This is a genomic window from Jongsikchunia kroppenstedtii DSM 45133, assembly GCF_000380485.1.
Classification (GTDB): Bacteria; Actinomycetota; Actinomycetes; order Mycobacteriales; family Mycobacteriaceae; genus Jongsikchunia; species Jongsikchunia kroppenstedtii.
Genome location: NZ_AQYG01000038.1, coordinates 80,914 through 93,058 on the forward strand (window position 1 = coordinate 80,914; position 12,145 = coordinate 93,058).

19 protein-coding genes are annotated in these 12,145 nt (G+C 65.6%); 5 read left to right on the top strand and 14 right to left on the bottom strand.

The features are described 5' to 3' along the window. The first annotated feature begins 47 nt into the window (after positions 1–47). Entirely contained in the window at positions 48–476 is a 429-nt protein-coding gene (gene panD, locus G341_RS0104040; protein WP_026303227.1) for an aspartate 1-decarboxylase, read from the top strand. A 205-nt stretch (positions 477–681) separates the two neighbouring features. On the opposite strand, the gene rpsQ is transcribed toward panD, so the two are convergent. From rpsQ to rpsJ, 11 genes are read right to left on the bottom strand one after another with little or no spacing between them, the layout of a single operon-like run. Further along, the gene (gene rpsQ, locus G341_RS0104045) at positions 682–975 is read right to left on the bottom strand and encodes a 30S ribosomal protein S17 (protein ID WP_018177829.1); all 294 of its coding nucleotides are present in this window, start codon (positions 973–975) and stop codon (positions 682–684) included. After that, complete coding sequence (gene rpmC / locus G341_RS0104050) at positions 972–1,202, bottom strand: 50S ribosomal protein L29 (protein ID WP_018177830.1); 231 nt, start codon at positions 1,200–1,202, stop codon at positions 972–974. The genes rpsQ and rpmC overlap by 4 nt, the downstream gene beginning before the upstream one ends. Further along, entirely contained in the window at positions 1,202–1,618 is a 417-nt protein-coding gene (gene rplP / locus G341_RS0104055; protein ID WP_018177831.1) for a 50S ribosomal protein L16, read from the bottom strand. The genes rpmC and rplP overlap by 1 nt, the downstream gene beginning before the upstream one ends. Positions 1,619–1,621: 3 nt before the next feature. Further along, on the bottom strand, positions 1,622–2,437 hold the full coding sequence (rpsC, locus tag G341_RS0104060) for a 30S ribosomal protein S3 (protein ID WP_018177832.1): 816 nt from the start codon (positions 2,435–2,437) through the stop codon (positions 1,622–1,624). A gap of 3 nt (positions 2,438–2,440) precedes the next feature. Next, entirely contained in the window at positions 2,441–2,854 is a 414-nt protein-coding gene (gene rplV, locus G341_RS0104065; protein ID WP_018177833.1) for a 50S ribosomal protein L22, read from the bottom strand. After that, positions 2,851–3,132, bottom strand: coding sequence for a 30S ribosomal protein S19 (gene rpsS / locus G341_RS0104070; protein ID WP_018177834.1), 282 nt, complete (start codon positions 3,130–3,132; stop codon positions 2,851–2,853). Before rpsS ends, rplV begins: the two co-directional genes overlap by 4 nt. Positions 3,133–3,144: 12 nt before the next feature. Then, positions 3,145–3,981: a 50S ribosomal protein L2 gene (gene rplB / locus G341_RS0104075; RefSeq protein ID WP_018177835.1), complete on the bottom strand. Its 837-nt coding sequence runs from the start codon at positions 3,979–3,981 to the stop codon at positions 3,145–3,147. A 34-nt stretch (positions 3,982–4,015) separates the two neighbouring features. Next, positions 4,016–4,321 carry a 50S ribosomal protein L23 gene (gene rplW / locus G341_RS0104080; protein WP_018177836.1) on the bottom strand — a complete coding sequence of 102 codons (306 nt, stop codon included), beginning with the start codon at positions 4,319–4,321 and terminating at the stop codon, positions 4,016–4,018. Positions 4,322–4,326: 5 nt separating this feature from the next. Then, complete coding sequence (gene rplD / locus G341_RS0104085; protein ID WP_018177837.1) at positions 4,327–5,034, bottom strand: 50S ribosomal protein L4; 708 nt, start codon at positions 5,032–5,034, stop codon at positions 4,327–4,329. Next, positions 5,031–5,687 (bottom strand): 50S ribosomal protein L3, encoded by a 657-nt coding sequence (gene rplC, locus G341_RS0104090; RefSeq protein ID WP_018177838.1) that lies wholly within the window; start codon positions 5,685–5,687, stop codon positions 5,031–5,033. The genes rplD and rplC overlap by 4 nt, the downstream gene beginning before the upstream one ends. Positions 5,688–5,747: 60 nt before the next feature. Next, positions 5,748–6,053: a 30S ribosomal protein S10 gene (rpsJ, locus tag G341_RS0104095; protein ID WP_018177839.1), complete on the bottom strand. Its 306-nt coding sequence runs from the start codon at positions 6,051–6,053 to the stop codon at positions 5,748–5,750. A gap of 528 nt (positions 6,054–6,581) precedes the next feature. Here rpsJ and G341_RS0104100 point away from each other — a divergent pair. Next, complete coding sequence (locus G341_RS0104100) at positions 6,582–7,067, top strand: hotdog fold domain-containing protein (RefSeq protein ID WP_018177840.1); 486 nt, start codon at positions 6,582–6,584, stop codon at positions 7,065–7,067. Positions 7,068–7,130: 63 nt separating this feature from the next. Here G341_RS0104100 and G341_RS22895 read toward each other — a convergent pair whose 3' ends face one another. Next, complete coding sequence (locus G341_RS22895) at positions 7,131–7,547, bottom strand: hypothetical protein (protein ID WP_018177841.1); 417 nt, start codon at positions 7,545–7,547, stop codon at positions 7,131–7,133. Positions 7,548–7,808: 261 nt separating this feature from the next. After that, positions 7,809–8,228 (bottom strand): hypothetical protein, encoded by a 420-nt coding sequence (locus tag G341_RS0104110; protein ID WP_155826762.1) that lies wholly within the window; start codon positions 8,226–8,228, stop codon positions 7,809–7,811. A gap of 252 nt (positions 8,229–8,480) precedes the next feature. Here G341_RS0104110 and G341_RS0104115 point away from each other — a divergent pair, with 252 nt between their 5' ends. The 3 genes from G341_RS0104115 to G341_RS20915 all read left to right on the top strand — a co-directional run bounded on the left by G341_RS0104115 (position 8,481) and on the right by G341_RS20915 (position 11,485). Then, on the top strand, positions 8,481–9,437 hold the full coding sequence (locus G341_RS0104115; protein WP_018177843.1) for a daunorubicin resistance protein DrrA family ABC transporter ATP-binding protein: 957 nt from the start codon (positions 8,481–8,483) through the stop codon (positions 9,435–9,437). 3 nt (positions 9,438–9,440) lie between these two features. Further along, a complete protein-coding gene (locus G341_RS0104120; protein WP_018177844.1) occupies positions 9,441–10,253 on the top strand; it encodes an ABC transporter permease in 813 nt (270 codons plus the stop codon). Between the two features lie 410 nt (positions 10,254–10,663). Further along, entirely contained in the window at positions 10,664–11,485 is an 822-nt protein-coding gene (locus tag G341_RS20915; protein WP_051092640.1) for an ABC transporter permease, read from the top strand. 7 nt (positions 11,486–11,492) lie between these two features. Here the strand turns inward: G341_RS20915 and G341_RS0104130 are convergent, their stop codons facing one another. Then, the gene (locus G341_RS0104130; RefSeq protein ID WP_018177846.1) at positions 11,493–12,128 is read right to left on the bottom strand and encodes a class I SAM-dependent DNA methyltransferase; all 636 of its coding nucleotides are present in this window, start codon (positions 12,126–12,128) and stop codon (positions 11,493–11,495) included. Positions 12,129–12,145 lie beyond the last annotated feature (17 nt).

Consider the following 12,145-nt stretch of genomic DNA (forward strand, 5'->3'; position numbering starts at 1 on the left):
CAACATGTAAGATTCACAGGAAATATGAGGAAGGTCCCACCACAGTCATGCTCCGAACAATGATGAAGTCGAAGATCCACCGTGCGGTAGTTACGCAGGCCGATCTCCACTACGTCGGATCTGTCACCATTGACGCGGACCTCCTCGATGCCGCCGATCTGCTCGAGGGCGAGCAGGTCTGCATCGTCGATATCAACAACGGCGCACGCCTCGAGACCTACGTCATCGCCGGCGAGCGCGGCACCGGCGTCATCGGCATCAACGGCGCCGCGGCGCACCTGGTGCACCCGGGCGATCTGGTCATCATCATCGCCTACGGGATCATGAACGAGTCCGAGCTCCGCGAGTACTCACCAAAGGTCGTGTTCGTCGACAACGACAACCGCGTCCTCACCAGTGGCAGCGACCCCGCCGACGTACCGGCCGGCTCAGGTCTCCGCGACCCACGGCAGCTGGTCCAGCTCGTCGACGCCTGAGTCAAGCAACGCATACAGCGCGGCCGCAGGAACCCGATCCGGGACCTGCGGCCGCGCTGTTTCTATCTGGGGCCGTTCCCTGGCCGTATCGCGTTGGCGGTTGTGTCACCAGCACTCCCGGACACCGGGAACCAGCCATCGGACGAACAAAAGCGGCTCAGCCTCCTTACGGGGGCTGAGCCGCTTCGTCAGATGATGACCGGTCTTACTTGGCCTTCTCCAGGACCTCGACCAGACGCCAACGCTTGGTGGCCGACAGCGGACGGGTCTCCATCAGCTGCACGCGGTCACCGACGCCGGCGATCTCCTGCTCGTCATGCGCCTTCACCTTGGTGGTGGTGCGGATGATCTTGCCGTACTTGGGGTGCTTCACGCGGTCCTCAAGCTCGACGACAATGGTCTTCTGCATCTTGTCCGAGACGACCAAGCCGACCCGGACCTTACGACGGCCGCGCTCTTCTGCAGCGTCTGCGGTCACGTTGTTCTCCTCGTTGCTCATGCGTCACCGTCCGGGGCACCGGCCAGGCCGAGCTCGCGCTCACGCATGACGGTGTAGACACGGGCGATCTCGCGGCGCACGGTGCGCAGCCGACGGTTGTTGTCCAGCTGCCCGGTCGCCATCTGGAAGCGCAGGTTGAACAGCTCTTCCTTGGACTCGCGCAGACGCTCGAGAAGCTCTTCGTCGGTGAGCTCACGCAGCTCCGACGCGGCGATTCCGATAGCCATCAGAACTGCTCCTCTCGGGTCACGATACGGGTCTTGATCGGCAGCTTGTGCTGCGCGCGGCGCAGGGCCTCGCGAGCGGTCTGCTCATTCGGGTAGCTCATCTCGAACAGCACACGACCCGGCTTGACCGGGGCGACCCACCACTCGGGCGAACCCTTACCGGAACCCATGCGGGTTTCGGCCGGCTTCTTGGTCAGCGGACGGTCCGGGAAGATGTTGATCCACACCTTGCCGCCACGCTTGATGTGCCGGTTGATGGCGATACGAGCGGACTCGATCTGCCGGTTGGTGATGTAGCCCGACGACAGCGCCTGGATGCCGTAGTCACCGAAGGTGACCTTGGTGCCGCCCGATGCGGTGCCCTTGAGGCTCGGGTGGTGCTGCTTGCGGTGCTTGACTTTGCGAGGGATCAGCATGTCTTAGCTCTCCTCTGTGGTGGCGGCCGGAGCCTCGGCAGCAGCCGGGGCCTCAGCCGTGGCGGTCGCGGCGCGACCGGCCTCGGTGCTGGTCGCCGTGGTGCCCGAGGCACCGCTGCGACGCGGACGGGACGGACGACGGTTACGACGGTCATCGCTCGGCGCAGCCGCGGCGGCCACCTCACGACGGCCACCGACGATGTCGCCCTTGTAGATCCACACCTTGACGCCGATCCGGCCGAAGGTGGTCTTGGCTTCGTACAATCCATAGTCGATGTCGGCCCGGAGGGTGTGCAGCGGCACCCGACCCTCGCGGTAGAACTCCGACCGGCTCATCTCGGCACCGCCCAGACGACCCGAGCACTGCACCCGGATGCCCTTGACGTTCGGCTGCCGCATGGCCGACTGAATGGCCTTGCGCATTGCGCGACGGAATGCCACACGGTTCGACAGCTGCTCGGCGACGCCCTGCGCCACCAGCTGAGCCTCGGACTCGGCGTTCTTGACCTCGAGGATGTTCAGCTGGACCTGCTTACCGGTCAGCTTCTCCAGGTCACCACGGATGCGCTCGGCCTCCGCGCCGCGGCGGCCGATGACGATGCCCGGCCGGGCGGTGTGGATGTCGACGCGAACCCGGTCACGGGTGCGCTCGATCTCGACCTTGGCGATGCCGGCGCGCTCGAGGCCCGTCGACAGCAGTTTGCGGATCGCGACGTCTTCCTTCACGTACTCCGCGTACTGCTTGTCGGCGTACCACCGGGACTTCCAGTCGGTGGTGATACCGAGCCGGAAGCCATGCGGGTTGATTTTCTGACCCATGAATCAGGCTCCCTTGCTAGCAGTTTTACGAGCGTTGCGTCGATTGCCCGCGGCCTTCTCGGGCAGGCTCTCGACGATCACGGTGATGTGGCTGGTCCGCTTGCGGATCCGGAACGCGCGGCCCTGTGCCCGCGGCTGGAAACGCTTGAGCGTGGCGCCCTCGTCGGCGTAGGCGGTGCCCACGACCAGACTGCGGCGGTCCAGGTTCAGGTTGTTCTCCGCGTTCGCGACGGCGCTGGCGAGCACCTTGGCGACCGGCTCGCTGGCGGCCTGCGGCGCGAACTGCAGGATGTCCAGAGCCTCGTCGATGTTCTTGCCCTTGATCAGCGCAAGCACCCGACGTGCCTTCATCGGCGTGCAGCGAACGTGCTTGGCAGTCGCCTGTGCGGTGGGGTTCTCGGTGGTGAATGCGCTCATCGCCGCTTAGCCTTCCGATCGTCCTTGATGTGGCCCTTGAAGGTCCGGGTCGGCGCGAACTCGCCGAGCTTGTGCCCGACCATGTTGTCCGAGACGAACACCGGCACGTGCTTGCGACCGTCGTGGACGGCGAAGGTGTGGCCGATGAAGTCCGGGGTGATGGTCGAACGCCGGGACCAGGTCTTGATGACCTGCTTGGTGCCCTTCTCGTTCTGCACGTCGACCTTCTTCAACAGGTGGTCGTCGACGAACGGGCCCTTTTTCAAGCTGCGTGGCATGTGGGTCGCTCCTTATCGCTTGTTCTTGCCGGTGCGACGACGGCGCACAATCAGCTTGTCGCTTGCCTTGTTCTTACGGGTACGGCCCTCCGGCTGACCCCACGGGCTGACCGGGTGGCGACCACCCGAGGTCTTGCCCTCGCCACCACCGTGCGGGTGGTCGACCGGGTTCATCACGACACCACGGACGGTCGGGCGCTTGCCCTTCCACCGCATACGGCCGGCCTTGCCCCAGTTGATGTTGCTCTGCTCGGCGTTGCCCACCTCGCCGACAGTGGCGCGGCAGCGCACGTCGACGCGACGGATCTCACCGGACGGCATACGCAGGGTCGCGTGCTGACCCTCCTTGCCCAGCAGCTGGATGCCGGCGCCGGCCGAGCGAGCCATCTTGGCGCCGCCGCCCGGACGCAGCTCCACCGCGTGCACGGTGGTACCGGTCGGGATGTTGCGCAGCGGCAGGTTGTTGCCCGGCTTGATGTCGGCGGTCGGGCCCGACTCGATGATGTCGCCCTGCGAAATGCCCTTCGGCGCGATGATGTAGCGCTTCTCGCCGTCCAGGAAGTGCAGCAGTGCGATCCGCGAGGTGCGGTTCGGGTCGTACTCGATGTGCGCGACCTTCGCGTTCACGCCGTCCTTGTCGGCACGACGGAAGTCGATCACGCGGTAGGCGCGCTTGTGGCCACCGCCCTTGTGGCGGGTGGTGATGCGGCCGTGAGCATTTCGGCCACCGCGGCCGTGCAGCGGGCGAACCAGCGACTTCTCCGGATGATCACGGGTGACCTCGGCGAAGTCCGATCCGCTCGAGCCACGACGGCCCGGGGTGGTCGGCTTGTACTTACGAATAGCCATGAGTCTTTGTCCTTATCTGAAGATCCAGTCGGGGTCAGCCGACCGGGCCTCCGAAGATCTCGATGGGCTTGCTGTCGGCGGAGAGCGTCACGATCGCGCGCTTGGTGCTCTTGCGCTGGCCATAGCCCGTGCGGGTGCGCTTGCGCTTGCCCTGCCGGTTGGCGGTGTTCACCGAGGTGACCTTCACGTCGAAGATCTTCTCGATGGCGATCTTGATCTGCGTCTTGTTCGAGTCCGGGTGAACGATGAACGTGTAGACGTTGTCCTCGATCAGTCCGTAGGACTTCTCCGAGATCACCGGCGCGAGGATGATGTCGCGCGGATCTGCCTGGGTAGCCATGAAACTCAGGCCTCCTTGTCTGCTGCAGTCGCGACGGTGTGCGATGCCAGGAACGCGTTCAGCGCCTCGACGCTGAAGACGACCTCGTCGGCATCGAGCACGTCGTAGGTGTTGATCTGATCCGGCGCGATCGGCAGCACGTGCGGCAGGTTCGCCACGCTCTTCCACGTGGTGACGTCCTCACGGCCGACGACGACCAGGAACTTCTTCCGGTCCGACAGCTCGGCGAGGAAGGTGCGCGCCGACTTGGTCGACGGCGTCTGACCGGCGACCAGTTCGGTGATCACGTGGATCCGGCCGCCTCGGGCCCGGTCCGACAGAGCGCCGCGGATGGCGGCGGCGATCATCTTCTTCGGGGTCCGCTGGCTGTAGTCACGCGGTTGCGGGCCGTGGACGACGCCACCGCCGGCGAACTGCGGGGCGCGGGTCGAACCCTGACGGGCACGGCCGGTTCCCTTCTGGCGGTAGGGCTTACGGCCACCGCCGCGGACCTCGCCGCGGGTCTTGGTGGCATGCGTGCCCTGTCGCTTCGCGGCCTGCTGGGCCACGACGACCTGGTGCAGCAACGCGATGTTGGCCGGGGCGTCGAAGATCTCGCCCGGCAGCTCCACGGTGCCGTCGGTCTTGCCGCCGGCGACCTTCACGTCGACGGTGCGGGTCACGCGCTCTGCGGCAGCGGTCCCGGCCTTCTTGTCTGCGCTAATGGCACTCACTGTGCGCCACCACCTTTCACTGCATCGCGAACGATCACGATGCCGCCCTTACGACCGGGGACGGCGCCCTTGATGAGCAGCAGTCCGGCCTCGGCGTCAACCTTGAAAACCTTCAGATTCTGGGTGGTCACCCGGTCATTACCCATCCGGCCGGCCATCCGCATGCCCTTGAACACGCGGCCCGGGGTGGCGCAGCCACCGATCGAACCCGGAGCGCGGTGCACGCGGTGCGCACCGTGGCTGGCACCCAGGCCGGCGAAGCCGTGGCGCTTCATGACGCCGGCGTAGCCCTTGCCCTTGCTGGTGCCCGTGACATCGACGACCGCGCCGTCGGCGAAGATCTCGGCGGTGAGCTCCTGGCCCACCTCGTACTCCGAGACATCCGGGACGCGCAGCTCGGCGACGTGGCGGCGCGGGGTCACGCCGGCCTTCGAGAACTGACCGGCGACCGGCTTGGTCACCTTGCGCGGGTCGATGGCACCGTAGGCGACCTGAACGGCGGTGTAGCCGTCGGTCTCCTCGGTACGGATCTGGGTGATTACGTTCGGTTCGGTCTTGACGACGGTGACCGGAATGACCCGGTTCTGATCGTCGAAGACCTGGGTCATGCCGAGCTTGGTGCCCAGCAGGCCCTTGGTTTGATGCTGTGTCATCTGGCTTCTCCGCTAATGAACTCTGTGGCTAGTGGCGCGTGCGTCCCTGGGGGTCGAACGTCACTGAATGTTGACGTCGACGCTGGCCGGCAGGTCGATGCGCATGAGCGCGTCCACCGTCTTCGGCGTCGGATCGACGATGTCGATCAGGCGCTTGTGGGTGCGCATCTCGAAGTGCTCGCGCGAGTCCTTGTACTTGTGCGGCGAGCGGATGACGCAGTAGACGTTCTTCTCGGTCGGCAACGGCACCGGCCCGACCACACTGGCGCCGGTACGGGTGACCGTCTCGACGATCTTGCGCGCCGAAGCGTCGATCGCCTCGTGGTCATAGGCCTTGAGCCTGATGCGGATCTTTTGTCCCGCCACGGGTGTCCTCTTCCCTATCGCGTACTACTACTGGTGCCGTCAGGCAGACGAACACACGACTGCGCACTTCACGTGCGTGCTACACCGCTGTTCATCTGTCGTTGTGCGTGGCCCGCGGGCTGCGAGCCGTGCCCGTCCTCCGGTCCACGCGGTCGGGCGTGTCGCGCCTGCAGCACATGATCGTGCGACGGGCATTCCTCTCCCTGACGGGCGGAACCGGGGTCGTGCTGTTGTTTGTGCGATCTCTGCGCCTACGCGTTTCGGGCCAGTTCGTCTCCGCTTAGCCCGAGGTGCCAGGAACCTCGATCAGCTGCCCGGCGTGAGCGCGCGTGAACGCGCGATAGCCAGAAGGCAACCTGAACAGTATGCAGCATGCGGCCACCTGCGCCAAATCCAGCAGCGAACCGCGCCCGCAGACCAGAACTTACCGCAGAGTAAGATCCTCGACATGAGCTCGTGCCAGCGAGCGAATCATTCGACACAGCGCACATGCGCCTCATGTGCGCACGGAACGAAATGAGTACGTACATGAGCACATCGACCGGCGTCAGTCCCACCTATGCCCTCCGCAAGCGACTGCCCGACAACAAGCTCGGCAAGACCCTGTTCTCGGTCGGAATGGTCGCCCGGGTCCCCTATTTCGCCGGCATCCTGCCGTATGTCAACAAGATGGAACCCGGCTACTGCGAGGTCACTGCACCCAAGTGGTTCGGCGTCTACAACCACATCCACACCTTCCACGCGATCGCGGCCTGCAACCTGGCCGAGACGGCGATGGGCATGCTCATGGAGGCGAGCACGCCGAGCAGCCATCGCTGGCTGCCGAAGGCGATGAACACCCAGTACCTGGCCAAGGCCAACACCAGCCTGCGCGCCGTCGCCACCTTCGCCGAGCCGATCGACTGGGATTCGATCACCACCGGCACCGACGTCGTGGTGAACATTCGCATCACCGACCGCGACGACAACGAGGTCGTGCACGCGGACATCACCACCTGGGTGACCCCGGCCTGAGGACCCGCAGAAACGAAACACCCCGGACGAGTTCGTCCGGGGTGTTTTCGGTAGGTCTTCAGATCACGCGGAACGCCGGGTTCCCACCCGGGCCGCGACCGCGCGGTAGTCGAGCTCGCCGGTTGCGGTCGGAACGGTACGACGCCGCACACCGTCCTGCACCGCCGGGTCACGAAGCACGTGCAGCATCACGGCGTCGACCTGCTCGGCCTGCTTGCGCGGATCTCCCGACACCGCCAAGGACGGCGCGCAATGCATCACGGCGGCGACGACTGCGGCGGAGTTGCTCATGCCCTGCCCGCGGGTGACCAGACGCATGCCGTCGATCGCAGCCCGCAGCTGTCCGTACGTGGTGCGCTGATCACGCACCTGGAACGCGATACGCCGCGGGGTGCGCTCAGCGATCCGCGCGACACCATCCACCAGGTCATCGATGGCAACCATCGGGGATTGCGCGACCTGGCGAGTCATCACCGTCATGTTCGCTCCCTGAACTAGACGCATTACTAACAGTCGCCAGCATGGCAGCTTCAGCACGGTTCCGGTAGCCGGAGAGGGCCTTCGTTACAAATTCGCCGTGTGACACTTATCACAGTGAATCATTTGTCCAGATCCCGCTGGTCAGGGCGGGTTGTCAAATCAAACGGCTGATTTACGTAGGATAACTATGAGAACTCCGCGTGTCGGTGTAGTGCGATCCAGGGCACACCGCGGTCCGACGAATCAGACAGGCGGAACCGATCAGTTCGCGCGCGACGACGGCGCGCAGCCGACGAGCCGATCGCGCAGCTGCTCCATGGCCGCTGCCATGCCGTCCGGCCCGGAGGCACACAGCGACGGAACCTCGGTCATCACGGCCATCATGAGTGCCGAGTCGGTGTCCGATCCGCACGACGCCACGGCGCCGGCCATCAGATCCATTGCCGCGGCGAGCTCTCCGACGGTGACGACGGAGTCGTCGACCGTCAGCGCGATTGCCGACCCCTCGGCGGCAGCAGCAGAGCGCAGCAGTTGCGGCAACGATTCCGTGGCCGGCCGAGACACCGTGCGCTCGCGGAAATCGACCTCAATGACTGAACCCATCCGTCCATCGACAGATTGCTGCCGCGCACGGTCGCGTCGAACCACGCGCTCCAGCACCACGACCGGCATTTCCGTCATCAACGACTCCCCAGGTCAGCCAACAGGACGCGATCTGCATCCATACGATTGTCGGTACGGCGCGTCAGGACGTTACACAGACCGTCAGAAAAATTTGATCAGTGCGACACGGCCCCCCGATCGGCCCGGTCGGAAACCTCCCTATCAGCCCCATAGCCTAACCTGGCAGGCCGTCCAACCGTGGTAAACATGTCCCCATCCACACCGGGTTTCTCCGCTTTCGCGAGGACCCGCCATCCGAACAGGGAGCCCATGACTGCAGGCGCACCGCCGGCCATCGTCGTCGACTCATTGCGGAAGACGTTCGGCGATTTCACGGCCGTCGACGGGGTGTCGTTCACCGTCCCGTCGGGTTCAGTGCTCGCCGTGCTCGGCCCCAACGGCGCGGGTAAGACGACCACGGTCAACATGCTGTGCACGCTGCTGCGCCCCAACGGCGGCAGCGCTCAGGTCGCCGGCTTCGACGTCACGAAAGACGCTGCCGCCGTACGTCGCTCGATCATGCTGACCGGTCAGTTCGCCGCGCTCGACGAATCGCTCACGGGCAAAGAGAATCTGATCCTCTTCGGTCGGCTGATGGGCCTGAACAAGACCGACGCCACCGAGCGCGCCCTCGGTCTGCTGCGCACCTTCAAGCTCAGCGAATTTGCCGACCGCCGCATCGCCAACTACTCCGGCGGTATGCGCCGGCGCATCGACATCGCGTGCGGCCTGGTCGTCAAGCCGAAGGTCGTCTTCTTGGACGAGCCGACCACCGGTCTCGACCCGCGCAGCCGCCAGGAGGTCTGGCGGCTGATCTCGCAGCTCAAGACGCTCGGCGTCACAGTCCTACTGACGACGCAGTACCTGGAAGAAGCCGACCTGCTCAGCGACAACATCGTCGTGATCGACAGAGGCAGGGTCATTGCCGAGGGCACCGCCGATCAACTCAAGACCCGAATGGGCGGAGTGTATTGCGAAGTCATCCCGCTCGACCCGAATGAGTTCCGGCAGGCCATGGACCTGTTGTCGGACCTGCATCCGAGCCTCAGCAGCGAAGACTCCGCGATCCTCGTGCCGGCGCCGCACGGTTCGGCCACGCTGGTCGAGGTCGTCACCCGACTCGCCCACGCCCGGATCGAGCTCGCCGATGTGGGCCTGCGGCGGCCATCGCTCGACGAGGTGTTCCTGCATCTGACCGGATCGACCACGTCCGCGCCGGGCGCATAGGTTATGGCGACCACCGCTCCCGACATCACCGCTCACGCACTCCCCCCGATATCGGCGGTGGAACAGTGGCGAGCACTGACCCAGCGATCCATCGTGGCCGCGATGCGCAGCGGCGAGATCGTCGTCGCCATCGTCTCTCCGGTGTTCCTGGCGATCTGCTTCTACCTGCCCCTGCGCACGGTGATGAACATGGCTCCGGGTATGAACTACGCCCAGTTCCTGATGCCGATCATCTGTCTGCAGTCAGTGGGCTTCGCCGGCACTTCAGCGGCGATGCGCGCAGCGATGGACGAGTACCACGGGATCTCGACACGATTGCGCACGATGCCCGTCCCCGGCTGGGTGCCGGTGCTCGCTCGACTCGGTGCCAACGTGGTGCTGCTGCTGGTATCGCTGCTGTGGGCGACCATCGCCGGATTTGCGATCGGCTGGCGGCCCGGCGACGCCGGACTGTGGGGCACCATCGGCTTCTTCGGCGTGACGCTCGTCGTGGGCCTGCTGCTATCGGTCGGCGCCGACGCGCTCGCGCTGCTCAGTAGTAGCCCGCAGGCCACCAGCCAGACGATGGCGCTACCGCAGCTGATCCTCGGCATGGTGTCGACCGGATTCGTCCCCGAGGAGAGGTTCCCGGACTGGATCCGGCCATTCGCCCGCAATCAGCCGGTCTCTCAATTCGTCAGCGCCATGCGGGGATTCAACGAGGGACACGTCAGCTGGGCCGTGATGGGCCCACCGGTCTACTGGACCATCGGACTGACCGCATTGGTTTCGCTGATGGTCGGCCTGGCCGTGCGTAAGCGGAAGCGAGAACGATAGTGGCCTGGGAGACCTCGAACACGGTCCGGATGCGAGCCGCCGACCGCAGTGGCCGCCATCGCCGTGACCTCGATTCCGAGTATTACGAGCCGGGCTACGAGCCGGACGCATCACGCGCGGCCGAGAGGCCACCGTCGGTCGGCCTCAAGGCCGGCACGGTACGCACGGTGGTGGAGAGCTGGCGACGGTCCGATCGGCCATTGCAGTCCACGCAGTGGGCCGACGAACAGATCCGCGAGCAGACCTACGCTCCACTGACTTTCGACGGCGACGACGCCGAAACCGTGATGTTCCCGGCTCTGCGCGAGGTCGTCGATCCGGGCCGCGATGCACTCGCGCATGCCGTCTCCGAACACATCGACACCGAATCGCGGGCGGCGCTGGTCGATGTCCCGCTCAGCGATGACGACATGGCCAGCGTCACCGACTTCCCGGAGCCGGTGCACACAGCCGCGGGCGGTATCACCGCGTGGTGGCGACACAGCGGACTGCTCCTGGGCCGGCAGATCAAGGTATGGCTGCGCGATCCCGGCACCCTCGGGCAGAGCATCATCTTCCCGGCCCTGAGCATGGTCATGTTCAAGGTCGTGCTGGGCGACACCATCGGCCAGGCCACCGGCCAGAACAGTGCCTACAGCACTGTGCCCCTGGTGATCCTGGTCGGCGCGATGTTCGGTGGCATGGCCACTTCGGTGCGACTGAGCGTGGAACGACGCACCGGTCTGCTCGCCCGGCTCTATGTGATGCCGATCCATCGTGGCGCCGACCTCACGTCGCGGATCGTCGCCGAATTGCTGCGCATCCTGCTGACGTCGATCGTTCTGGTGGCGGCCGGATTCCTCATCGGGTTCCGGTTCACCCAGGGCCCGTGGGCGGCTCTCGGCATCCTCGGGGTGCCACTGCTCTACGGTGCCGCGTTCTCCATCATGACGCTGGCGCTGGCGGTCAACTCGTCGCGAATCCCGTTGGTGCCCATACTCTCGCTGTTCTGCAGCCTGATGATGTTCTTCAATTCCGGTTTCGCACCGGTGGAATCGTTCCCCACTTGGCTGCAGGGCGTCGTGAAGTACCAGCCGATGAGTTGCGCGATCGAAGTGATGCGTTCGTTGGCGGCCGGTGGTCCGATCACCGAAAACTTGATCCGGACGGCCATCTGGGCCGGCGCGATGTTGGTGATCTTCACGATTCCCGCGTTGATCGGCTACCGGCGCGCGGCGACCGCCCGCGACTGATCGGCGGTCAGCGCGCTTTGCGCGCGAGCACGAACGCCTGATTCGCCGTCTCCCCCGCGTCGATGTCGCGCTGGCGCACGGTGATCGAATCGACGGCGAGGCCGGCCTTGCCCAGCGCGCGCGAGACCCGGTCGGTGTCGTGGCGCAGGTACGTCAGTGTGACCGGCTTGCCGAAGGGTTCGGCCAGCGTCAGATCGGGCGCTTCGGTCTGGAAGGCCAGCAGCAGCCAGCCGCCGGGAAGCAGCATGCGCGCGAACTCGGCGATGACACCGGGCAGCGCGGCTGGCTCGGTGTGCACGAGCGAGTACCAGGAGCAGATCCCGGCCACCGAATCGTCCGCCAGGTCCAGCTCGCGAAAGTCGCCGACCCGAAAGTCGATGTCCGGCAGCCGCTCCTCGGCGATCCGGATCATCTCGGCCGATGCGTCCACCCCGATCACGTCGAGGGCCGCCTTGGCGAGCATCGTCGTCGCCGTGCCCGGCCCGCATCCGACATCGAGGACCGTTCCGCCGCGCCGGCCGACCAGCGCGATGAACACCTCCAGGAGGGCGAGGTCGACCGGCCGACCGAAGAGTTCGTCGGAGAAGCGAGCGGCGTAGTCGTCAGCGATGATGTCGTAGGCAGCACCAGGCGAATCGAACATACGTACGACCATAACGT